A 25,254-nucleotide genomic window follows, 5' to 3' on the forward strand; every position below is an offset into this window, starting at 1 on the left:
TTCTGGTAGATTTTTATCTCGGAGTTGGATCGGGTCCGACTTTTGATATAAAATCCTATCGTAATGTGGCGATCGCATTCTGGCGAACCTTCGCCTAAGCTGACCCACAGAGGCATTACCCCAGAGACCGGAATTAGGTTGCTGGTGGTGTGCTGTTGACGCCTGCCGACAGAAAGCGCTTTCTGGGCGCAACCCTTAAGAACACTTCGAGAGAGGATAAACCATGACTTACGAACTTCCCCCCTTGCCGTTTGACTACACTGCCCTTGAGCCCCATGTGTCCAAGAGCACCCTGGAGTTCCACCACGACAAACACCATGCGGCCTACGTCAACAACTACAACAACATGGTGAAAGGCACCGACATGGAGAGCAAATCCATTGAAGAGGTGATCAAAGCCACCTACAATGACGCCTCTAAAGCCGGAATCTTCAACAATGCGGCCCAAGCTTGGAACCACACCTTCTACTGGAACTGCATCAAACCCAGTGGCGGTGGTCAACCCAGTGGAGAACTCGCCGACAAGATTGCTTCGGACTTTGGCAGTTTTGATAAATTTAAAGAAGAATTCAAAGCAGCAGCAGCCACCCAGTTTGGTAGCGGTTGGGCCTGGTTAGTGTTGGATAAAAGCACCCTGAAAGTGGTCAAAACCAGCAATGCCGAAAATCCTGTGGCAATGGGACTGACTCCCCTGTTGACCATTGATGTTTGGGAACACGCCTATTACCTGGACTACCAAAACAAGCGTCCTGATTACATTGAAACCTTCATCAGCAGCTTAATCAACTGGGATTTTGTCGCCGAACAAATGAAAAAAGCCGCTTAATCCCCGGTTAAACAAGATTGAGTCACTCCGTAAGGGCGATCGCCCTTACTAACGGTTCATCCTAGGCAGTCACGATCGCTTCGTGACTGTTTTTTGTCGTGAATTCCCCCATTCCGTGGCATCATAACCTCATCCTTGGCACAATATATCTACCCATCCCCATCACCTCCAGGAAAAGCCCACCTCCAACACCAGGCATTTTGCCAGGATTTTCCACTCCTGGGTCTGTTCCGGTGGCAACGGATCCATCCGACTTCATTCTCTCCACCCCGATGCGGTCGAAGTCAGGGTCGGACTACAGAGTGTACTTACCAATGAACTCCTTTTATTACTCCATCCGATCAAAATTATGACAACGACAAAGAAACCCCAAGAAACAACCCCGGAAATTAACTTAAAAGATCAGCAATACTACTTCAACCGAGAATTAAGTTGGGTTGAATTTAATTACCGAGTTTTACAGGAAGCCTTTGACCCGCGAACTCCGTTGTTAGAACGGCTGAAATTTTTAGCAATTTTCAGTGCGAACTTAGATGAATATTTCATGGTGCGAATTGCCGGACTGAAACAGCAGGTGGAAGCGGGAGTGTCTTCCCGGACTCCTGATGGACGCACCCCCCAACAACAATTGGATGCAGTGGGCGATCGCCTGCATCCAATGGTTGCCGAACAACATCGCCATTTTGAAAAACTCCTGCGTCCCCAACTGATTGCTTATGGCATCCAGATCCTCGATTATATGGATCTCAACCAAGAACAGCGGACCTATCTGCAACAGTATTTTGAAGAAGAAATTTTCCCCGTTCTCACCCCCTTAGCCGTCGATCCGGGACATCCCTTTCCCTACATTTCTAACCGCAGTTTGAATCTGGCGGTGGTGATTAAAGATCCAGAAACAGAGGAAGAATTTTTTGCCCGGGTGAAAGTCCCCAAAGTTTTACCCCGATTTGTGCCGATTCCTGAAGCACCCCGAGACGCCAGCAGCAGTCACGGGGAAGGACCCGGAAAAACCTGGACTTTTACACCCTTAGAACAGGTGATTGCCCATAATTTAGAGTTTCTCTTTCCGGGGATGAATATTTTGGAATATCATCCGTTTCGCGTGACTCGTAATGCGGATATTGCCCTAGAAGAAGATGAAGCGGATGATTTACTCCTGGCGATCGAACAAGAAATTCGCAAGCGACGAGTCGGCGGTTCCGTGGTGCGAATGGAAGTGCAATCGGATATTCCCTCAGCCGTCCGTGAAATGCTGCGGGAAGAATTGGGTTTAGTTCCTCATGAAGTGTATGAAGTGGAGGGATTGCTGGGGTTAGTAGACTTAATGGGGTTGATGGATTTACCTCTTCCCGAACTTAAATATCCAGTGTGGAATCCAGTGACTCCCGCCTCTTTCCGTCGCCTGGGAGAACTGCCCTCAGAACTGAATCTGGAGGATATGGAAGAGACAGAGGATCTATTTGCTTTGATCCGATCGCGGGATTTGCTCATCCATCATCCCTATCATTCCTTTAGCGCAACAGTCCAGCGATTTATTACCCAGGCGGCATACGATCCAGCGGTATTAGCGATTAAAATGACCCTCTACCGAACCTCGGGGGATTCGCCCATTGTGAATGCCTTAATTGCAGCAGCAGAAAATGGCAAACAGGTGGCGGCATTGGTGGAACTGAAAGCGCGCTTTGATGAGGAAAATAATATCTCTTGGGCGCGGAAGTTAGAAAAAGTGGGCGTTCATGTCGTCTATGGGTTAGTAGGACTGAAAACCCATACGAAAGTCGGGATGGTGGTGCGTCGGGAAGCCGATGGTATCCGGCGCTATGCTCATATTGGGACAGGGAATTATAATCCCAAGACGGCCCGACTTTATACGGATTTGGGGTTAATTACCTGCCGGGAAGATATCGGGGCAGATTTAACGGATTTGTTTAATTATTTGACTGGGTATTCCCGCCAGCGGTCCTATCGCAGTTTGTTAGTTGCGCCGGTGAACATGAGGGAACGGATGACCGCCTTAGTCCAGCGGGAAATTGACAATGCCAAACAGGGAAAAGCGGGGCGAATTGTGTTAAAAATGAATGCCTTGGTAGACCCGAAAATGATTATTAAGCTCTATGAAGCATCGAGGGCAGGGGTGCAAATTGATTTAATTGTGCGGGGGATTTGCTGTTTGCGTCCGGGGGTGGCGAATGTGAGTGAAAATATCCGGGTGTTGAGTATTGTGGGGCGGTTTTTAGAGCATTCCCGGATTTTTTATTTTTATAATGGTGGGGCGGAAGAGGTGTATATTGGCAGTGCGGATTGGATGCCTCGGAACCTGAATCGACGGGTGGAGGCGATAACCCCGGTAGAAGACCCAGATTTGGCGAAAGACCTCCAGGAAATTCTGGGGATTATGTTAGCGGATAATCGCCAAGCGTGGGAGTTGCAACCGGATGGGAGTTATCTGCAACGGAGGGGAAAGAATGAGGCGATCGCCCAAAGTTCGCAGAATATTTTGATGGAGATGGCCCTGCAACAAGGGTGAGGGGTCGGGAATTCCAGGGGAGGGGCATAAAAACACCGCCCCTGGACCGTAGGGGTTAGGGGCGGTTGGGGTTTCGACCGGGTTTAGGAGATCGGGCGATCGCTAAAGGTGCGGTTGAATTCATCCAGCAAATCGTCGAGTTCTTCGATCGCCTGATTTACATCAATTCTGAGGGTTCCTAAGTTCGGTTGTTCCAAGAGACGCACGAGGGTTTCCCGTTTGTCTGCGATCGCGCTGACCCGTTCTCTGAGTTTTTGTTCGTCCATTTCTGCCTTCCCTTTGTTTTTGCTAATATCACTGTAAACAGTTTTGTTGATGCCGATCAGGTTGAGATCCGGCAGCTTGCTCTATTATAAAATCAGCCATTTGTCAAGCTGAATCGATCCGCCGAGGGCGGTGGTAGCAGACGGGGAAGACCAACCGGGTTTCTTGACCACCCCCCACGCGCTTTTTACCCCATCAGGGCCAGAAATCCAGTTGTTAGTCTGAATGATTGAAGACAATACCGATGCCCGAGATCCCCGATCGCCTCTCTTGACGACGCGATCGCAGTTTTTCCCTCTTTATCCCCGAATCCGACGGGTCTGGCATTCTTGAACCTGACCTATTTTAACAAAGATTAACAAGGGTAACCATCATCGGCCTGAAAACAACCGGCCAGATCGTTGTGGTGCGATCGCCAACAGGGGACAATAGAACTTTGCACTTTAAGCGCGATCGTTCATTCATTCACTATCATGTTAGCTAAACTTTCATTGGGAACCTTAGGTTTATCCCTGGGCAGTCTGATCACCGTAGTTGGCTTTTATGCTTACTTTAATGACTACGCTACCTTAAATCTGGCCGGATTCTTTTATGGCATTCCCCTGTTACTCGGTGGATTGGCCCTGAAAGCGGCAGAACTCAAGCCGGTCCCCTTCACTCACCCCACCTCCCCGGATATCTTAGAACTGCGAGAAAAACAAGCCACTCAAATCCAAAATCAAATTCGCAAAGATGTCAGGCGCTATCGCTATGGTCAAGATGCTCATCTGGATGATTCCCTGGAACGCTTTGGTCTAAATCCCTCCGATGAAGCCCGACCCGTTCTCGTGGGGATTCGAGAAGAGAATGTAGAGGGGTGCTATGCTTTAATTTTAGAATTTGATTCCCCACAATTCCCCTTGGAAATTTGGCAGCAAAAGCAAGAAAAAATCGAAAAATTTTTTGGTCCAGGTATCTCAGTTGAATTCAAAGATACTGGAAACAATCGCCTTGATGTGGCGCTAATTACTACCCCTTGATACTTTTTACTTAACCGAGGGTTTTAATAAAAAGGCGGGGAATTTCCCCGTCTTTGTCTGTCAAATATAAAAGTTTTAAATCTTATCAAATCCCTGGCGATAGGCTGAATTAATTTATTTTTCGAGTCGAACTACATACCATTGAAAATATTCTCCTGGACCTAAATCAAATTCGCAACTGGTTTCCAAAAGATATTGAGCTTGGGCATCGATAGTCGGAAACTTTTGTAAATCCCGAGGCAAATTATCCTGGCGATCGCCTAAAATCACTTTGAGCTTGGAGAGCAATTCCTCAGCGGTCAGTAATTGTTCCGGTTGATTGGATTCGAGGAGGACAAAATGAGTGGGGTCTTGATACATTAAGGAGTTAGGCATCGTTCTGATTCGGATGACGGGTTTTGATAATATTGACTGATTCAGGGTCAGGATGCAACGTCAGGGTCGCGACAAGGGTGTAGGATCTGTCAGTCCCCCGAGGGAAAGTCTGAAAAGCCTTTTCCTTGGGGGACTAACGCACCCTTCTAACGTACCATTCTGATACACCATTTCCCAAGGGGATGACGATCGCCACCGCTTGATAGAGGGACCGACAATAGTCTGTTCGTTTCCCCCAAAGGGAGGAATCCCCCGGATAACTGCACCCTGGGCAATCTTAAGCTTTAACAAAGAATCCCCCGGGGCTGGCTGAAAGCTTCTATAATTTGGCTAAAATTAGAGAACCATTGTATCAGGGTTCTATCGGACATTCTTCTATTTTAACTCAAAAACATGGAGAATACCGCTCACGGGATTTTCCCCTTTGCTCCCTCTTCTAAACAACAAAAACAGGTCAGCCCAAGGGAAAGCCGTTCAATCAATAGAAAGTCAAAGACAAGGGAACCAGAGACAGAAATGGAGCGCGAGACAATGTTTAAGGGGGATAAATGCAGGACCAAGTTTTAGGATTGTTCACAAACCCAGCGATCGCCAATTTGTCGGGGGAGAGATTGCTCTCATTTATCCCTCACGGGCATTGTTACTTGTGGCAGCCCGGGCTAGTGGGGCTTCATGTTGGTTCCGACGCCCTGATTGCCCTTTCCTATTTTGCGATTCCCCTAACCCTGTTATATTTTATCCGCAATCGTAAAGACCTGCCCTTTAGTTGGATTTTTGTATTATTTGGGGCATTTATCATCTCCTGTGGGACCAGCCATTTAATGGAAATCTGGACCCTGTGGCATCCGGACTATTGGCTATCCGGGGGAATCAAAGCGATCACCGCCTCCGTCTCCCTCGCCACGGCGCTTTTACTGGTCCCCCTGATTCCCAAAGCCTTGGCATTGGCATCCCCAGAGCAGTTAGAGCAAGCCAACCAGCAACTACAAACAGAAATTACAGAACGGCAACAGGTGGAAACAGCATTGCGGGAAAACGAAGTGCTGTTGAGAACCGTGATTGAGCGATCGCCCCTGGGAATTGCCCTGGTGACCCCCGAAGGCAACATCACCCAACCCAATCTAGCGCTGCAACAGATGCTCGGATATAGCGCTTCGGAACTGAATGCCATCACCTGGAGCGACTTAAGCGCAGAGCCCCAACTGATGCAACCGCAGGAGGAAATCGCCCAGGGACAAGAGACATCTTTCAAGAGTACCGATGGACAAGAACAGAATTACCGCAGGAAAGATGGAGAAATGCGGACCGCTCAGATGATAGTTTCCCAGATTACAGCATTCGAGGGGAAACCGAGCTTAACCCTGTTGATGATCGAGGATATTACCGATCGCAAACAGCAAGAAATCGCCCTGCGATCGCTCAACTTAGAACTAGAAGGGCGAGTAGCCGAAAGAACCAGACAATGGCAAACCGCCTACCAGGAATTGCAGGGAGAAATCAACCAACGCCAACGGATAGAAGCAGCACTGCGAGAGAGTACAGCGCACTTAAAAACCCTCGTTAAACAGTCCCCCGTGCTCCTCTACGCCACCGATCGTCATGGCATCATTACCCTATTGGAAGGAAAAGAACTCTCATCCTTAGGGTTGAATTCGGACAAGGTAATCGGGACATCCATTTTGGATTGTTACGCCGAGCAGCCGAGTATCCTCCAGCAGATCCATCAGGTGTTGGACGGGAAAGAAGAAAACTGGATTGGCAATTGCAACGGATTAATTTATGAACATAAATTGACCCCTATCTGGGATGAAAGCGGCACCGTGAGCGGGGTGATTGGGGTAGCGACGGACCGGACCGAACAGGTGCGATCGCAAGAAGCCCTTCGTCAAAGTGAAGAACTCTATCGCACCCTCAGCCAGAACTTTCCCCAGGGCGCAGTCTTCCTCCTAGACCGAAATCAACGGTTTTTACTCGCAGAAGGGTCAGGGTTAGAGACGGCAGGTCTTTCTAAAGCATTCGTAGAAGGCAAAACCCTCAGTGAGGTCTTTTCATTAGAAGCCCGGACCCTCTTAGAACAGAGTATTCAGCAGATCAAGGGTAACTCAACCTCAGTCATCCAGGAAATGCCCTGGAATGGCCGGTGGTACCTCACCCACACCGTACCCGTGCGAACCGAAACCAGCCCAATCGACTCCGTGATGGTGGTAGCCCAGGATATCACCGATCGCAAAACCGCCGAACAGGAACGCGATCGGTTCTTCACCCTCTCCCTGGATATGCTCTGTATCGCCGGATTCGATGGATATTTCAAACGCCTCAATCCCGCCTGGGGAAAAATCCTCGGTTACACCGACGAAGAACTGTTTTCCCAACCCTTTATCGAATTCGTCCATCCGGACGATCGCGCCGCCACCCTAGCTGAAACCGCGAAACTGAGTAACTTGCACCTGGACACCCTCGGTTTTGAGAACCGCTATCGCTGCAAAGATGGCTCCTATCGTTGGGTCCGCTGGAACACCACCCCCTTTCGCGAACAAGGATTACTCTACGCTGTCGCCCATGACATCACCCAACGCAAGGAAGCGGAAGAAGCCCTCGCCGAAAGCGCTGCTCAACTCCGAATCGTCTTTGAAGGGGCAGCCATTGGCATCGCCTTGGGGACCTTGGATGAGGGACGGATTCTCAACTGTAATCCCGCCTTTGAGAAGATGCTGGGATACTCTGAAACCGAACTCTCTACCATGAGCTTTTCTGACTTCACCGATGTGGAAGATTTACAGAAAGAACTCCCCCTCTTTCAGGCTGTGGTAGCCGCAGAGCGCCCCAGCTACGAAATCCAGAAGCGTTATATTTGCAAGGACGGATCGAGGATCTGGGTTGATGTCACCGTTTCCATCATTCGGGATGCCAATGGCAATCCTAAATTTGCCCTAGGCATGGTTCAGGATATTACAGAACGCTTTGAAGCCGCAGAAGCCCTGCGCCAGAGCCAGGAAAAATATCGCTCCGTGGTGGATAACATTAAAGAGGTGATTTTCCAGACCGATGCTCAGGGTTCCTTCACCTTTCTCAATCCCGCTTGGGAGGAAATTACTGGCTTTGAGATTGACCAGACCCTTGGGAGGTCCTGGTTAAATTACATTTATGAACCCGACCTCCAGCCCTTTTCCCAATATTTAGAAGCACTCATTTCTGGAGAACAGCAGAACTGTGAAGATGAGATGCGATACCGCACCAAAGATGGAGGCTACCGTTGGATTGAAGTCTTTGCCCGAGGAAGTCGCAATCAGGCCGGAGAGTTGACCGGGATTAGTGGCACCCTTAATGATATTACCTTCCGCAAACAGGCCGAGTGGGAAAAGACTCAATTAATTGCCTCCCTGAAAGAGAGTGAGGCAGCGATTCGGGCGCTCTATTCCGTAACAGCCGATCGCAGCCTGGACTTTGACACCAGGCTTTCACGGATGTTAGAGATGGGATGTCTGCGGTTTGGCTTGAATATTGGCATGGTAGGCCGTTTAGACAGCCCGAGGGAGAGTCGAGACGGAATGGAGCGTGCTTCTACCATCGAGGCGATCGCCCTGCAATTACCCGCTAATAGTTTAACTCCCTTGACCCAAGGGGATGCCTTTAAATTAGAACTCACCTATTGCTCCGTTGCCGTCCGGGAACCCGAGCCCGTCTGCATCCCCTGCGCCAGTGACTCCGAGTGGCGGGAGCATCCGGCCTATAAGATGCGGGGATTAGAAGCTTATCTGGGAGTGCGAGTGATTGTCTCGGGGGTAGTTTACGGTTGTCTGAGCTTTTCCTCTTTCCAGCGTCGGACTCAACCCTTTAAATCAGTGGATCAAAATTTGTTGAAACTGATGGCGCAGTGGATTGGCGGTGAGATCGAGCGGAATCAGGCTCAAATTGCCCTGCAACAGCAACTCCATCGCAGTTTGCTCCTGTCTCAAATTAGCCGGGAAATCCGCCAAAGTTTAGATACTCAAAAGATTTTTCAGACCACTGCCACTCAAATTGGTCAGGCATTTGGGGTGAATCGCTGTTTGATTCATAGTTACATCCCCACGGACCCACCGAGAATGCCCTTAGTTGCGGAGTATTTAGAGCCTGGAGTTCAATCCATGATGAACTTTGAGGTGCCTGTAGTGGGGAATCCTCATGCGGAACAACTGGTAGCCTTCGATACAGTGCTGGTCTCCCCGGATGTTTATAAGGAACCCCTGCTCAAAGGAGCGGAGGCGATGTGTCGGCAGATTGGAGTCAAGTCCATGTTAGCGGTGCGGACCTCCTATCAGGGAGTACCTAATGGGGTGATCGGGATGCATCAGTGCGATCGCTTCCGACGCTGGACTCGTGAGGAAATTGAGTTGTGTGAAGCCGTCGCTGAACAAGTGGGAATTGCCCTGGCTCAAGCCCGACTCCTGGAACAGGAAACCCTCGCCCGTCAGGAAGTGGCCCTCAAAAGCCAAGCCGCTTTGCAAGCACAGGAAGCCGCAGAAGCGGCTAACCGAGCCAAGAGTGAATTCCTCGCTACCATGAGCCACGAAATCCGCACTCCAATGAATGCGGTGATTGGCATGACCGGGTTGCTGTTGGATACGCCCTTGAATGCCGATCAGCGCGACTTTGTGGAAACGATTCGCACCAGTGGCGACGGCTTACTGACGATTATTAACGACATCCTCGACTTCTCCAAAATTGAGTCTGGGAAGATGGATTTGGAGGAACATCCGTTTAATCTGCGAACCTGTATTGAGGAATGTCTGGACTTGGTAGCCTCTAAAGCCGCAGAAAAACAACTCGAACTGGCCTATTTGTTCGGTCCCCAAACCCCCGAAAGCATCATCGGTGATGTCACCCGCTTGCGTCAAATCTTGGTGAATCTACTCAGTAATGCGGTCAAATTTACCCAGGAAGGGGAGACGATTGTCTCGGTGAATGCGACGTTAGTGCAGGATTCCCAGTTGGGGAAACGGATAGAACCGGGAACTCAGGGGGGGATTTATCAAATTCACTTTTCGGTGAAAGATACCGGGGTGGGAATTCCCCCCGATCGCATGGATCGCCTGTTTAAGTCGTTTTCTCAGGTGGATTCTTCCACCACCCGCAAATATGGGGGTACAGGTTTGGGTTTGGCGATCGCCAAGCGCCTGAGCGAACTGATGGGCGGTACGATGTGGGTGGAAAGTCAAATCGGCATCGGTTCGACGTTCCATTTTACCATTCAGGCCGCAGCTACCTCGGAGTTGGCCTCGGTGAGTCCAGACGATGAAGTGCCGCAACTGACAGGCAAGCATTTACTGATTGTGGATGATAATGCCACCAATCGTCTGATTCTCACCCGCCAAGCTCAATCCTGGGGAATGCTAACCACAGCAGCCGCTTCGGGCCCGGAAGCATTGGCTGGGTTGCAAAATTCACAAACCCGTTTTGACCTGGCTATTTTGGATATGCAGATGCCGGACATGGATGGGTTGGCCCTAGCAGGGGCGATTCGTCAACTCCCCGATGGCGATCGCTTACCTTTGGTAATGTTGACCTCTCTGGGTTGGCAACCCGCTTCTCGGGAAGCGTCCGGAATCGATTTTGCGGCGTTTTTGAGTAAACCCATCAAACAATCCCAACTGTTTGATATCTTGATTGGGATTTTCTCTCGGCAATCGAATGGGAAGGATTCAAGGGGCCGTCGTGCTCCCGGTTTGCCGCGTCAGTCTACTCCTCTCAAGAGCGATCGCCCTCTGAAAATTCTGTTAGCGGAAGATAATGTGGTGAACCAAAAGGTGGCGTTGCGGATTTTAGAACGGATGGGATATCGTGCCGATGTCGCCAGTAACGGATTGGAGGCGATCGCCTCCCTAAATCGTCAAAGCTACGATGTCATCCTCATGGATGTGCAAATGCCTGAAATGGATGGTTTAGAAGCCACAAGGCGCATCTGCTTAGAATGGAGTGAACGCCGGGATGTTTCACCGATGGGACGCCCTTGGATTATTGCCATGACGGCTAATGCTATGCAAGGCGATCGCGAAATCTGTCTGCAAGCGGGAATGGATGATTACATCAGCAAACCCATTCGCATGGAAGCCCTCGCCCAAGCACTAGCTGGATGTCATCTCTATTCTGAACCCTTACCACCGGCACAGACATCAGATGTATCCGAACCACCGGAGTCTGTCTCTTTCCCATCTCCCCAATCTCCCCAATCTCCCCCAACTCCCATGTCTAATTCTTCATTCTCCGACTCCAGTCCTGAACCTCCCATTGATGCCAAAGCGTTGCAAAACTTACGAGAAATGGTGGGGGAAGATGAGCCAGAAGCGTTTATTGAAGTGGTTGAGAGTTATCTAAACGATTTACCCAATCTGTTAGAAACCCTGGAAACTTCTGTGCAGCAACAAGATGCTCCCACCCTTCATCGTTCGGCTCACACTTTAAAATCAACCAGTGCCACCCTCGGCGCGAAACCCTTGGCGCAATTGAGCAAACAGCTAGAAAAGCTCGGACGAACGAGTTCCGAAGCGGGAACGCTCTTACCCCCAGAGGCATTGGATCTAGTGCGATCGATTTACTTGGAGTACGAACGCCTCAAACCCGCTTTACAAGATGAGTTGCAGCGATGAAAAACTGGGGTTGAGGAGGAACCTCGGCACTGCCCTATCTTAGGACTAACGCCAGTCCAGGTTCAAAACTATAAATGTAGCCCTGGCTTGGCAATGTCCATCTTACATCTGTGTGAGCCGTAAGTCCTGTATCGATTGAAGGCGATACCGAGGTCTTAGGCTAAAGGTATGGGAAACCATTAGCATAACAGTAGATGCTGATATGGGTGATCGAATTTCTGGCGGGTAGAACGTATGAATAGGGTGAGCTTGGGTGCGTCTAAATGTCCGGTGTGTGGCACGGAATATGTGCAGGGAGAACAGACACTCTGCCCAACCTGTGGGTGGGATGTAACGTTGGATCCCCCGTTAATGCCGGGGGAGTTGCCCGAAGTGAATTCTCCCGGTGAAGGGACCAAACTATTTTGGGCGCGAAACGTCTGGGCTCTGGTTCAGGAACGCGACTCAGCCGTTAAACAGTTAGAGTGGAAATTAGCCGACATTGAAGGACAGTTATCTAAAGTTTGGGAACGGTTAGATCGGGCGGGGAAAGAACGAATTAATGCCCAGGAACAGGTCGATCGCCTGTTATTTGAGAGTGAGGAAGTCCGCCAACAACGCGCTCGCCTCGAAATGGAGATTAACCAAGAGCGGCAAGAACGCCTAGCTCGGGACCAAGAGTTAGAGTCTCGACTGGATGAAGTGTTCTCTCAGTTACAGCAAAGCAATGGCGATCGGTCACAAAATTCTCAATCCCTTCATCCCATTCAATCGAGCAGCCATCCTATGATAGAACCCCAGGATTTAAAAGAACTGTTGGCCAACCTGCATCAAGAAATAGCTCGATTGCAACCCCCCAAAGAAGCAGAATCTTTTCTAAAAATTCAGGAATTAAAAGACCAGTTAACTGAATCTCAATCCCAGCAATTGAATCTAACAAACAAATTGATTTCTGAACAAAAAAAATCCGCCAGTCTCCAAGAAAAAGTTAAAGAATTAAACGCTGAAATAGAAGCTAAAAGTCGCGCTAATGGGGCGGTTGAATTTGAAGCAGAAATGGTTAATTTATTGATTTCCTCCTTGGCCGATCCATCGGAAGCCGTCCAGCGATGGGCTTATGCGTTGCTCAAACGCAGTCATTTACCCAAAGCAAAAATGGCTATAGAAGATTATCAACCCTATCGGTTTTTCCGATGCCTACAAGTCGTAGAACATCAAAAAGCCGTGCGAACGGTGGCACTTGACCCGAATGGAAATTTTTTGGTCAGTGGCAGTAATGATAAAACCGTTAAAATTTGGGAAATCAACACCGGAAATCTGATTAAAACCGGAATCGGTCACACGGGTTCTGCGATCGCCCTAGCCATTTCCCCCAATGGCGAACTCTTCGCCAGTGGCAGTGGAGACAATACCATCAAACTTTGGGAACTCAAAACTGGCAAACTCCGCTTCACCCTGCGAGGACATACAGGATGGGTAAATGCCTTGGCATTTCACCCTAAAGGAAATATGCTAGTGAGTGGCGGTGCAGATAAAACTATTGCCTTATGGAATTTGGATACCCAGGAATTAATTGGGACATTTTATGGACATACGAGTACCGTGAGGTCTATCTCCATTAATCCCCAAGGAAATACCCTAATTAGTGGGGGAAATGATAATATGATTAAAATTAGAAACTTACTCACCGGAGAATTACTCCATACCCTCACGGAACATACCGGATCCGTCTGTTCCGTTGCTATTAGTCCCGATGGTAATATCTTGGCCAGTGGGAGTAATGATACGACCTTGCGCCTGTGGAATGTTGGAACTGGCAAACTTTTGTACACCCTGGCGGATCATTCCAGTGGGGTGACTTCTGTTTCTATTTCTCAGAATAATATGATGGCCAGCAGTTCCGATGATGGGACGATTAAAATCTGGGATTTAGAGCAAGCTAGACCCATTCATACCATTCCTCCGTTGAAAACGACTCACGGCAATGAGGGGTATATGTTATGCAGCGCCATTGGTCCCAACGGAGATAAAATTGTCACGGGGTTTGATGGGGGTAAGATTAAAATTTGGGGAATTGGTGACCATTAACCCCCATGCCATCCGGGGTTAGTTCGGACTCCATCAGTTCTGTTGCCCGTCTATCTAAACCCTTATGTCTAACTGTCCGATTTGTCAAGCAGAATTTACGAAAGGAGAATGCGATCGCTGTGCCCAATGTGGCTGGGATTTGACCCCCTATCCCGCATCGGTTACTCCGGATATTCGACCGATTATTTTATCGAAAGAACGGGCCAAAGTAGCTTGGGCCAAACGCCTCTGGGCTACCCTGCGATCGCAGCAGGACGAACTCAGAAGTGCCAGCCATCTAATTAAGCAACTAGAACAAGAAACCCGAGTTCTTCAGTCTCATTTGACCCAGGTTTCCTCTTCCTTTAATCCTCATGCTTCTCCCGAGTCCCCAGATTTTGCCGCCACACCCGTCTCCCCGGTGGAAGTGTTAAAAACTCCCGGCATGGAATGTCAAGCTACCCTAACCGGCCATTTTCGCCCCGTCAGTGCGATCGCCTTAGATGCCGAGAGTCAACTCCTCGCCAGTGGCAGTTGGGATAAAACCATTAAACTCTGGAACCTCAAAACCGGCGCAGAACTTCTCACCCTCACCGGCCATTCTTACCCCGTAAATTCCGTCGCCCTCAGTTACAATGGCTGGACTTTAGCCAGTTGCAGTAATGATAAAACCGTCAAACTCTGGAAAGCCCAAACCGGACAACCTTTATTCACCAAAACCGGACATCAACAATGGGTGAATGCCGTCATCTTCAGTCCCGATGGAACCCTGATTGCCAGTGGCAGTCTTGACCAAACCATTCGCCTCTGGAATGGCATCACCGGACAAGAATTGGTCACCTTAACCGGACATTTAGCGGCAGTAACCTCCTTGGCAATTAGTCCGAATAATCGCATTTTAGCCAGTGGCAGTTTAGATAAAACCATTAAACTCTGGAATATAGAAACATCAGAAGAATTTCCCCCATTATTGGGACATTCGGACGGCGTGACTGCTGTGGGGATATTCCCTGATAATTTAATCTTAGCCAGTGGCAGTTTAGATAAGACCATTAAACTTTGGGATATCAAAACAGCCACCGAGATTTGCACCTTAACCGGACATGGCGATCGCATCAATAGTCTTGCCATCAGTCCCGGCGGAAAAATGCTGGTTTCTGCCAGTTCAGACCATACCCTGAAACTCTGGGACCTCAGAAGTAGGCAGCCCATTCAAACCCTAACGGGACATTCCGATAGTGTCAATGCCGTAGGGATGACTGCTGATGGTAAAATGCTCGTGAGCGGCAGTAGTGATAAAACCATTAAAATTTGGAAAATGCAGAATTCCTAGTTATATGGGTTATCTAAATAGGGCATTATAGTTTTAATAAAAGTGATAGAAATTCAGCTATTCTGTAAAGAACAGGGTGGGTTCTAAATATGTATTAATATTGATATATTGATATTCTGTTAATAGCTATTTACCTTCACAATTTTTCGGACAATCCCTCAACTCCGTGAGGACTTGCGGAGCGAGATCCTCAAATTATACTCGGCTGCGATCGCTGTCCCACTCCTTTCTCAATTATATGAATGATGTAGCGTCTGTGTATCTTAACAGCGATCGGCTCCACTCCGGGTTATCCCTCTTCTGAGTAAGTAAGAACACTTACCGCTTCCTGTGCTTCTAAACAATGCGATCGCGCCCCCTCACCGGAAGACGCCCATTTATGGCGTCTCTACATGAAGCACTCTGTCATCCGTAAAAATTTGTGAAGTCATCAGCTACCCTTCACCGTAATAATACGGAAATATTGACCTCTTTACATTCAAAACTTCACCGATTTTCCCGTGGATTATCACTTGACAAGAACACCCTTGCCTGTATAAAACCCAAAAAGCCTTATTACTTCCTGAACCCCTGACTAAAATCCACTAGGGGGAAAAATCGGCTTTATCAAATATTTACAATTGCCCGATGGTTAGGTTGGGCTGCTGAGAGTTACATTAGAGGTGCATTCAAAAAAAACACATCTATTAGGAGTTGACAAAAAACTCTTTCAGTGCTTATTCCTGCAATCCCTTACAGAAATCGGCAAAACCGCATGAATTTGCTGTAAATTTTTAAGCCGATTTTCCCCTTGAATTTCCAGGCATATCAGCTCGGAAAAATCCTGTTTTGACTCATAGAGTTTCTCTCGATTCAGTCCACACCTCGCGATCGGCCTCAGTTGACTGAATAGCAGAAGCGATTCCCACTCGCCTCGATATTGCCTCGGGTTGCATCTACCAACATCCCCTATTGACCCAAAAGGACACTCCCCTTGATGAACGCACTCGAAATGACTCAGATTGTGGTAGACACCTCCGCCACCACCTCGCAAAATCCCAGCATTGTTGTTCTCGACGCGGCGGTAGAAAACTGGGAAAGTTTAGCAGCAGGAGTGCTTCCAGGCACTGAGATCGTGGTACTCCACCCCCATCAAGATGGAGTCGCCCAAATTACCGAACTGCTTGCCACTCGTAGCAACATTGACGCATTGCATATCTTGTCTCATGGGCAACCGGGTTGCTTATTTCTGGGTTCCACCCGCCTCGCCACTGACACCCTGGATACCTACAGTCCCCTACTGCACCAGTGGCGCAACGCCCTCACCCCCGACGCCGATATCTTGATTTATGGCTGTAACGTCGCCGCCTGCTCAACAGAAGACGCGATGAATCGCCTCTCTACAGGAGCCACCTCCTCATCCGTGAACATCAGTGCAATCTGTGGCTCACCCTTCCTCCACCGCCTCCACGAACTGACAGGAGCCAATATCGCTGCCTCCGCCAACCGTACCGGCAGCACTGCACTTGGCGGCGACTGGGAACTCGAAGTCCACACCGGGGAAATTAAAACCGCCTTGGCGTTTGCGCCGGAGGTAATGCGGGGATACGCAGCCGTTCTGACACGCGCACCGGAGTGGATCGAACAGTTTGGCTCTTCAAGTAACGATCGCGCTTCTGATATTGCCGTAGATAGCGCAGGCAACATCTACCTTAGCGGATATACCGAGGGCAGCTTGGGCGGCACCAATGCCGGGGGCAGAGATTCGTGGGTTGCCAAATACAACAGTAATGGGACTCAACAGTGGGTCAAGCAGTTCGGCAGCAGCGGTTCTGATGTATCCAACGGCATTACCGTAGATAGCGCGGGCAACGTGTACCTTACCGGAGGAGCTTCGGGTCAATTACTCTACGGCAATGCCGGGACATATCAGGGGGGTGAGGATGCTTATATTGCCAAGTATAATAACAGTGGCAATGTGCAGTGGGTCGAGATGTGGGGTACTCCCAATTATGAGAACGCCAAAGGCATTACCATCGGGAGTGGAGGCAACCTTTACCTGACCGGATCTACCGATGGCGACTGGGATGGCACTAATGCCGGAGCCACTGATGCTTGGATTGGATCTTACAACACTTCCGGCTATCAGCAGTGGGTTCGGCAGTTCGGCAGCAGCGGTTACGATGGAGCCAACGGTATTACCTCAGATAGCGCGGGCAACCTTTACGTTACCGGAGATACCGATGGCAACTTAGGCGGCACCCATGCCGGGGCAACTGATGCTTGGATTGCCAAATACGACAGCAATGGCAACCAGCAGTGGGTTCGGCAGTTCGGCAGCAGCGGTTACGATGGATCTAACGGTATTACCTCAGATAGCGCGGGCAACCTTTACGTTACTGGATATACCGATGGCAACTTGGGCGGCACCCATGCCGGAGGGCAGGACATCTGGATTGCGAAGTATGACAGCAATGGCAACCAGCAGTGGATCAAGCAGTTCGGATCTTCGGGTAGCGACAGATCTGATGGGATTGCCGTAGATAGCGCGGGCAACCTTTACGTTACCGGATATACCGATGGCAACTTGGACGGAACCAATGCCGGGTTAGGAGATGCCTGGGTTGCGAAGTACGACAGCAGTGGCACTCAGCAGTGGATTAAGCAGTTCGGCAGTGACCATGTTGATAACTCCTTTGATATTACGGTAGATAGCGCGGGCAACCCCTACGTTGCTGGAGATACACGCGGTACGTTGGACGGCAGTAATGTGGGTTGGTATGACGCATGGGTGTCTAAACTCTCGCCTGTGGTCAGCATAACCCCGGGTACTGCCCCAAGCGAAATCGGACCGACAACCAGCACGTTTAACCTCACCCGAAGCGAACCCGCACCTACAGGGGGAATTACGGTTAACTACAGCGTAGGGGGGACGGCAACCAATGCTACGGACTACGATGCCTTGTCCGGTAGCGCCTTTATTCCGGAGGGAAGTACCACCACTACTATTAATTTGGTTCCCATTGACGATGAGATCGACGATGAGAATGAAACCGTTCAACTCACTCTGAGTCCAGGAACGGGTTACGCCACCAGTGCCGCAAATAATTCTGCCAGCCTCACGATCGCCGACAACGACACGGCGGGGGTCATTATCGCCGAAACCGGCAGCAACACTGCCGCCTCAGAAGATGGTGCAACCGATACCTACTCCATCAAACTCGCCACTGAACCCACCGCCAGCGTCAACATCAACGTCACTCCCAACGCCCAAACTGACCTCGGTAGCGGTGCGGGAACCCCCGTCACCCTCACCTTTGATAGCAGCAACTGGAACGTAGCGCAAACCGTCACCGTCGCTGCGATCGATGATACAGCGGTAGAGTATGACCACACCAGCACGATCGCCCACAGCGTCACCTCTACCGATGCCAACTATAATGGTTTGACCGTGACCGATGTCACCGTCAGTCTCACCGACAACGACTGGCCCACCGTCAGCATCGCCCCAGGAACAAATCCCGACGAAACCAGTGCCACCCCCGGTCACTTCCAGATTACCCTCAGCGATCCTGCCCCACTCGGAGGCATAACTCTCAACTACACCGTTGCCGGAACCGCTACCAGCGCCAGCGACTATACCACCTTATCCGGTAGCCTCTTTATTGCAGAAGGTGAGACTAGCGCCAGTATCCAAGTAGTGCCGACAGATGACGCGATCGCCGATCCGGGTGAAACCGTAGAAGTCACCCTAAATGCGGGCACCCACTATAACGTCAACGCCACCAACAATACTGCCAGCGTCACCGTCACCGACAACGATACGGCTGGAGTCACAGTTTCTGCCATGAACGGCAACACTAGCGAAGCGGGGGATAGCGCGTCGTTTGACGTGGTACTCGACACCCAACCCACCGCCGACGTCACCGTCAACTTAGTTAGTGGCAACACCGGGGAAGGTATCGTCTCCGTGCCCTCCCTCACCTTTACCCCCAGCAACTGGAACGTCCCCCAAACCGTGACCGTCACTGGGGTAGATGATGCCGTTGCCGATGGCAATATCACCTACACGATTCAAACTACCGTCACCAGCACGGACAGCATCTACAGCAGCATCAACCCGAATGATGTCAGCGTCACCAATATTGACAACGACACGCCGAATATCTTAGTCACCCAAAGCAGTGGCAGCACTGCTGTCACCGAAGGGGGGACAACCGATACTTACCAATTCGTCTTAACCAGCGCCCCCACCGCCAACGTCAATATCACCATCACCCCCGACGCCCAAACCGATTTGGGGAATGGTGCGGGAACGGCAGTGACGCGCACCTTTACCAGCACCAACTGGAATACCCCCCAAACCGTCACCGTGACTGCTGCCGACGATACGGCAGTGGAATACGCCCACACCAGCACCATTTCCCACAGCGTCACCTCCACCGATGCCAACTACAACGGGATGGCGGTGAGTAATATAACGGCTAATGTGACGGACAACGATTTACCCAAAGTGAATGTAGCAGCGGGTAACAATGCCAGCGAAGCTAATACCAGCAGCGGTCAGTGGACTCTCACTTTAAGCGATGCGGCACCGACGGGAGGCATGACAGTCAACTACTCTGTAGCCGGAACCGCCACTTCAGGCACCGACTACACCGCCTTATCCGGCAGTGTTTTCATTCCCGCAGGGGCAACGACTGCTAATATTAACGTTACTCCTCTCGACGATGCCATTGACGAACCGGATGAAACGGTGAAACTCACCGTTGCGACGGGAACGGGTTACAACTTGGGGACGACGAGTGAGGCAACGATTTCCCTGGTAGACAACGACACCGCAGGCGCAAAGCTTACCCAGTCGAACAACAGCACCAATGTTGCGGAAAGCGGCACCACCGATACTTACGAGATTGTCCTGTTGAGTCAACCCACCCAGGACGTCAGTATCACCGTTAACCCTGACAGTCAAACCCGGGTAGTGGGGGCAACAAGCCTCACCTTCACGCCAAACAACTGGAACGTCGCGCAAACCGTCACAGTGGGGGCGATCGACGATACGGCGGTGGAGTACCCTCACAGTGGGACAATTTCGCACAGCATCAGCAGCAGCGACGCCAACTACAACGGCATCAGCTTGTCCCCAGTGACGGCAAATATTGCCGATAATGACTGGCCCAATCTGGGAATCGCTCCTGGAAGCAATCCCCAGGAACAGAGCGCGACTACGGGCAACTTTATGCTTACATTAAGCGACCCCGCGCCAGCAGAAGGCATCCGCGTCAGCTATAGCTTTCGAGGCAACGCCACCAGCGGCACCGACTACAACAATTTATCTGGCAGCGCCTTCATCCCCGCAGGAGCAACTAGCGCCAATATCAATCTCGTGCCAGTGGATGATTTCGTCGATGAAGACGACGAAAGTATAGAAGTTTCGTTGAATCCTGGCTCCAATCATAACATCGGTTCATCCGGCACGGCGATCGCCTACGTTATCGATAATGATACCGCCGGGATGCGAATTGTGGAGTCGGGCTCGGGAACCGAAGTGAGCGAAGGCGGCAGTCCGGATACTTATACAGTCGTGCTATCCAGCCAACCCACTGCCGACGTGCGGATTGACTTTAGCACGGATGACAACCTGAAACCGATTGGCGCGTTAACCTTTAGTGCAAGCAACTGGAACGTTCCTCAGACGGTCTCGGTCAGTGCCGTTGCCGATAATGAATTGCAAGGCGATCGCACCAGCGCGATCGCTCATACCGTCAGTAGCACCGATGCGAAGTACAACGGCATCACTCTGCCCAACATTAACGCCTACATCCGCGATCCGGATCTGACCAAAACGAAGGAGGGACTCGCAACCGGATTCGATTTGATCGAGAACTTGCTCGACGCGCAACTCTCCCAACTCAGACTACCCGTTGTTAACAAATCTCTCCAAGACATTCTCACCTCCGATTTCGCTGACAAACTCCGCACCGACGTACTCGGTGCCATTAACGACGCCCTCGATGGGGGTGCCGACGATCTCGCCAAAACACTCCAAGAAAAGCTATCCTTCGTCTTCTCCGAAGTCGAAATCGATCCCGAAATCACTGCCAAGGAAGGCAAATTTAAGATTACCGGGAAAAACTCGATTGACCTAGCAACAATCCCGCTCAACGGCAGTATCGGCTTGCCTGCATTGGGGATACAAGCGCAAGGGTCTGCCGATAGTGCATTCGAGTATCAACTCTCTCTGGGATTTGGGTATCACAAGGACTACGGCTTCTATCTAGATACCGAAAACACCGAACTCGTTTTCAATCTCGGTCTGGGTTTAAGCGATGATTTCAAAGCCACCGGGACGGCGGGATTTTTGCAACTTGACCTAGAGAACAATGCCGACGATCCCACTAACATTGGTGCAGAGTTCAAAGTCAAGCTTCAAGATGTCGAACCTTTGAACCAGTCCGGTGATGATGGCGAACGACTGACTTTCTCCGAACTCAAAGGCAGCTACAATCTCAGCGATTTATTTGCCGTCAGTTTAGATACGAAAGCCAACCTGGGTCTGAAAGCCGTAACCAGCATTGAAGGAAGTTCGACGATTCCTTCGTTTAACTTCGATTTAAAAGCCGAATTCCCGGTCTTGAAGTACGAAGATGGCCAATGGAGTGGGCCGCAAAAACCCACTCTGGCTTTCAACAATATGCAGCTTGATTTGGGGACATTTGTCACTGACTTTGCCAAACCGATTCTCACGAATGTGAATAAGGTAGTGGATCCCGCTCGGCCAGTGATTAGCACCCTGAATAAGGATGTGACTGTGCTATCGCGAATCGATGCCTTACGGAATATGTTCGACCAAAATCGCGATGGCAAAGTGACTTTGGTAGAAGCAGGTGCAACCCTTGCTCGGAAGCAGGTGGATACTCGCTTCTTGGATGCACTGGATAAGATCGGCCAAGTTAGCGCGTTGGTTCAAGAACTATCCGCACAGGAAGGCACGATTAAAATCGACTTGGGGAGTTACGAAGTCAATTTCGATGCCAGCAACCCAAATGCGGATCTGACACAAGCCGACACGACTACAACCCAACAAGCGAGTTCGCCAACCCAACAAGCTCAATCGAAAGCGGGTGGGGGCAAAATTTCCCAGTTTCTCTCGGCGTTGCAAAACATCGAGGGGCTGAGTTTCCCGATTTTGAGCGATCCGGGAACGGCGATCGACCTGCTGTTGGGCAAACCGGATGCCACCTTATTTGCCTACCAAATGCCGAAGCTAGACATAGACTTCGGATTTCATCGGGACTTTCCGCTATACAGCATCCTGGGAATCGGAATTAACGGTTATGTTGGAGGCAACTTTAATGCACAGTCAAATCTGGGCTTTGGCTTTGATACTTACGGCCTAAATCAGTGGAAAAATTCCAGGTTTGATCTGGGAGATTCCTACAAAGTATTCGATGGTTTCTACGTCAGCGATCTTCAAAACGCAGATGGCACAGGGCCAGATGTGAACGAACTCAAACTCAATGCGAGTCTATACGCTGGCGCTAGTGCAAATTTTGCAATTGTCAAAGGATATCTAACTGGCGGCGTTCAGGGCACGGCAAAACTCGATCTGATTGACGTTGGCGAAGAAAACGGAACCAGCGATGGCAAAATCCGAGGTTCGGAAATTATCTCCCGGATCCGTAACCCCCTGTCGATGTTTGAGGTGAATGGCAAGGTAGATGCCTTCCTAGATGCCGGAATCGATTACTGGACGTTGTGGTCCGGATGGGAAAATGCTTGGAAACAACGTCTGGGTACCTATACTCTAGCCGAGTTTCGCTTGGGTTCGGGTCCGACTCGTCGCAGTCGCGCCATTGACGGCTACATTAGTGGTAGCACTGTCTTCTTCGATGCCAACTTTAACGGGGTGTGGGATGTAGAAGCCGAACCGTTTGGGATTACCAATCCCGATGGTACGTTCGATTTGATGGTCGAGTTGGAAAAATTCGACACCAATGGCAATGGCGAAATCGATGTCAGTGAAGGTAAGATCGTCATCGAAAACGGTATTGATGTCTCTACCTATTTACCACTGGTGACGCCTCTAGCTTCTACCTTTGATGCCACTGTGGTCACACCGCTAACCACTCTAATCGCGCAGTTAGTCGAACAAGGAATCGATCCCGCACAGGCGCAAGCGAAGGTGGAAGCGGCGTTGGGACTGCCTGCTGGAGTAGATCTGCAGAACTACGATCCCTTAGAGGCGATGACGAATGGGGATCCCAATGGTTTGACGGTGTTTGCCTCGATGATTCAGGTGCAAAACACGATCGTGCAGACGGCGAAGTTAATCGAGGGAGTGAGCAAGCTTTCCCTGACCCAGCTTGGCAATGCAGCAATAAAAGCGATCGCAAATCGCCTCAGTAGCGGCACTTCCGTAGACTTAACCCAACCATCGGAAATCGAAGCCATTGTCAACTCGGCGATCGGATTCGTTGCGGAGGCAGAACCCACCCTCAACTCCTCCCAGGTTGCCACTGTTGCCTCGGCAGCGTCGCAAATCATGGCGTTAGGCAATCAACTGGTTGAGGAAATTACCAGCAGTGGAAAATCCTTGACCGATGCAGCCACCGACATCGCTCGCTTGCAATCTGTATCAGTGGGTGAAATTGCCACGAGTTTGCCAGAACTTGCCGCCGGAACTGTTAGCGTGGAACAGTTCCTCGCGCAAAATACCCGGGAAGCGATCCAAGAGAAGATGGCGAATGCCTTCGCCAACAATCCCACCGTGCGTCCAGTGTTTGAGGCTCCTACCATTGAAGGTGTTATCCCCACTGACTTCACTAACTCCGAACTCGGACCGTTGCTTCCCCAGGGGTTGCCTTCCAGCAGCGAGCCGCTTAACAGTGGAGACAACAACACTCTGGCGCAAAACGATCTCAATTTCAACCTGAATCAGTTCATCCGGTTCTTCGATGCCGAATACTATCTGGCACAAAATACCGATGTGGCTGCTGCGGTGGAAAACGGCACATTCCGCAGTGCAGCAGAACACTTCGGCGCATTTGGTTTCGCTGAAGGTCGCGCACCCAGCGAGCTATTTGGCGCTGAATACCTCTCACAAAACACCGATGTGGCAGAGGCCGTAACCAACGGCACGTTCCGCAGTGGGTTTGAACATTTTATCAAGTTCGGTTTTGCCGAAGGTCGTTTCCCCAGCGATGCCTTCAAAGATTTGGAGATGTTCTATCTGTGGAAAAACCCCGATGCTGCTACAGCGGTGGGTCAAGGCAGTTATGCGAACGGACTGGAACATTTGGTGGGTGTCGAGTTGGCGTCCGGTGGCAATACGCTCTCGACCTACGACGTTCTCTCACAAACCTTTGACTCGCAATACTATCTGACGCAAAACGCCGATGTTGCCGCAGCGGTGGAAAATGGGACGTTGAGCAGTGCGATGGAACACTTTCTCAATTCCGGGATGGTGGAGGGTCGCGCTCCGAGTATGGCCTATAGCGAAAGCTACTACCTCGCCAACCACGCGGATGTGGATGACGCGGTGAAAAATGGCATCTTCGGCAGCGGGTACGAACATTATATGATGTACGGCATGACTGAAGGTCGCCTCGGTGGCGAGATGATGGGTTCTGCAACTCCGGATATGATTCTGGGGACGCGGGGATCGAATGCGATCGCAGGGATGGAAGGAGATGACATCCTGTTTGGCGATGCGGGTCACGATATTCTCACGGGAGTGAATGTCAATGCTGCCAATCCGGGAGTGGGTGAAATTGATCGCCTCATTGGAGATCGGGGTCGCGATACCTTCGTTCTCGGCGATGCCAACCGCACCTACTACGATAGCGGAGTGGATGCCGAGACGGGACTGAACGATTTTGCAGCGATCGCCGATTTTGCGATCGGGGAAGATACGATCCAGTTACACGGTTCGGCTGCTAATTATTACCTTGCTGCTTCCCCAGAGGAAATGTTTGCGGGAACTGCGATTTACCGCAAAGAAGGCGATCGCGAAGATTTAGTTGCGATCGTTCAGGATGTTTCTGACCTGAATTTGCAGTCGGATTACTTCAGTTTCGTGTAATTGAATTGGCGGGGTTGACGCCTATGAGTTCAACACCCTACGATTAATCCCAATTTTCTCCAAGCTTGATGGAGATGTTTAACCTGTAAGGACACGGCAGTGCCGTGTCCTTACGTTTGAGTCCTATCATTTTATGACATAAAACCCTTTTTATGCTAATCTTTTTAGACAACTC

Annotated in this window: 9 protein-coding genes; 7 read left to right on the forward strand and 2 right to left on the reverse strand. The window is 50.3% G+C overall.

Going from position 1 to position 25,254, the window contains the following annotated elements; translation table 11 throughout:
- Positions 1–223: 223 nt before the first annotated feature.
- Together NG795_RS14230 and ppk1 are read left to right on the forward strand one after the other, a co-directional pair.
- Positions 224–826: a superoxide dismutase gene (locus tag NG795_RS14230; protein ID WP_367289325.1), complete on the forward strand. Its 603-nt coding sequence runs from the start codon at positions 224–226 to the stop codon at positions 824–826.
- Positions 827–1,175: 349 nt separating this feature from the next.
- Entirely contained in the window at positions 1,176–3,353 is a 2,178-nt protein-coding gene (gene ppk1, locus NG795_RS14235) for a polyphosphate kinase 1 (protein ID WP_367289326.1), read from the forward strand.
- 83 nt (positions 3,354–3,436) lie between these two features.
- Here the strand turns inward: ppk1 and NG795_RS14240 are convergent, their stop codons facing one another.
- The gene (locus NG795_RS14240; RefSeq protein ID WP_261200584.1) at positions 3,437–3,619 is read right to left on the reverse strand and encodes a hypothetical protein; all 183 of its coding nucleotides are present in this window, start codon (positions 3,617–3,619) and stop codon (positions 3,437–3,439) included.
- Positions 3,620–4,090: 471 nt separating this feature from the next.
- On the opposite strand from NG795_RS14240, the gene NG795_RS14245 reads away from it, so the two are divergent.
- A complete protein-coding gene (locus tag NG795_RS14245; RefSeq protein WP_367289327.1) occupies positions 4,091–4,636 on the forward strand; it encodes a DUF2854 domain-containing protein in 546 nt (181 codons plus the stop codon).
- Between the two features lie 114 nt (positions 4,637–4,750).
- Here NG795_RS14245 and NG795_RS14250 read toward each other — a convergent pair whose 3' ends face one another.
- Positions 4,751–5,011, reverse strand: coding sequence for a CRR7 family NDH-1 assembly protein (locus NG795_RS14250; protein WP_367289328.1), 261 nt, complete (start codon positions 5,009–5,011; stop codon positions 4,751–4,753).
- Positions 5,012–5,559: 548 nt separating this feature from the next.
- Between NG795_RS14250 and NG795_RS14255 the strand changes: the two genes are divergently transcribed.
- The 4 genes from NG795_RS14255 (at position 5,560) to NG795_RS14270 (ending at position 25,079) form a co-directional block, all read left to right on the forward strand.
- A complete protein-coding gene (locus tag NG795_RS14255) occupies positions 5,560–11,637 on the forward strand; it encodes a PAS domain S-box protein (RefSeq protein ID WP_367289329.1) in 6,078 nt (2,025 codons plus the stop codon).
- Positions 11,638–11,871: 234 nt separating this feature from the next.
- Positions 11,872–13,704 carry a WD40 repeat domain-containing protein gene (locus tag NG795_RS14260; protein ID WP_367289330.1) on the forward strand — a complete coding sequence of 611 codons (1,833 nt, stop codon included), beginning with the start codon at positions 11,872–11,874 and terminating at the stop codon, positions 13,702–13,704.
- Positions 13,705–13,768: 64 nt separating this feature from the next.
- Complete coding sequence (locus NG795_RS14265) at positions 13,769–15,016, forward strand: WD40 repeat domain-containing protein (RefSeq protein WP_367289331.1); 1,248 nt, start codon at positions 13,769–13,771, stop codon at positions 15,014–15,016.
- Between the two features lie 976 nt (positions 15,017–15,992).
- The gene (locus tag NG795_RS14270) at positions 15,993–25,079 is read left to right on the forward strand and encodes a DUF4347 domain-containing protein (RefSeq protein ID WP_367289332.1); all 9,087 of its coding nucleotides are present in this window, start codon (positions 15,993–15,995) and stop codon (positions 25,077–25,079) included.
- Positions 25,080–25,254 lie beyond the last annotated feature (175 nt).

The sequence above is a fragment of the Laspinema palackyanum D2c genome (genome assembly GCF_025370875.1).
Taxonomy (GTDB): domain Bacteria; phylum Cyanobacteriota; class Cyanobacteriia; order Cyanobacteriales; family Laspinemataceae; genus Laspinema; species Laspinema palackyanum.

What these genes read in the sequence shown, in the direction of transcription:
- NG795_RS14230 (WP_367289325.1), top strand. Translation starts at nt 224, where the DNA reads ATGACTTACGAACTTCCCCCCTTGCCGTTTGACTACACTGCCCTTGAG.
- ppk1 (WP_367289326.1), top strand. Translation starts at nt 1,176, where the DNA reads ATGACAACGACAAAGAAACCCCAAGAAACAACCCCGGAAATTAACTTA.
- NG795_RS14240 (WP_261200584.1), bottom strand. Translation starts at nt 3,619, where the DNA reads ATGGACGAACAAAAACTCAGAGAACGGGTCAGCGCGATCGCAGACAAA.
- NG795_RS14245 (WP_367289327.1), top strand. Translation starts at nt 4,091, where the DNA reads ATGTTAGCTAAACTTTCATTGGGAACCTTAGGTTTATCCCTGGGCAGT.
- NG795_RS14250 (WP_367289328.1), bottom strand. Translation starts at nt 5,011, where the DNA reads ATGCCTAACTCCTTAATGTATCAAGACCCCACTCATTTTGTCCTCCTC.
- NG795_RS14255 (WP_367289329.1), top strand. Translation starts at nt 5,560, where the DNA reads ATGCAGGACCAAGTTTTAGGATTGTTCACAAACCCAGCGATCGCCAAT.
- NG795_RS14260 (WP_367289330.1), top strand. Translation starts at nt 11,872, where the DNA reads ATGAATAGGGTGAGCTTGGGTGCGTCTAAATGTCCGGTGTGTGGCACG.
- NG795_RS14265 (WP_367289331.1), top strand. Translation starts at nt 13,769, where the DNA reads ATGTCTAACTGTCCGATTTGTCAAGCAGAATTTACGAAAGGAGAATGC.
- NG795_RS14270 (WP_367289332.1), top strand. Translation starts at nt 15,993, where the DNA reads ATGAACGCACTCGAAATGACTCAGATTGTGGTAGACACCTCCGCCACC.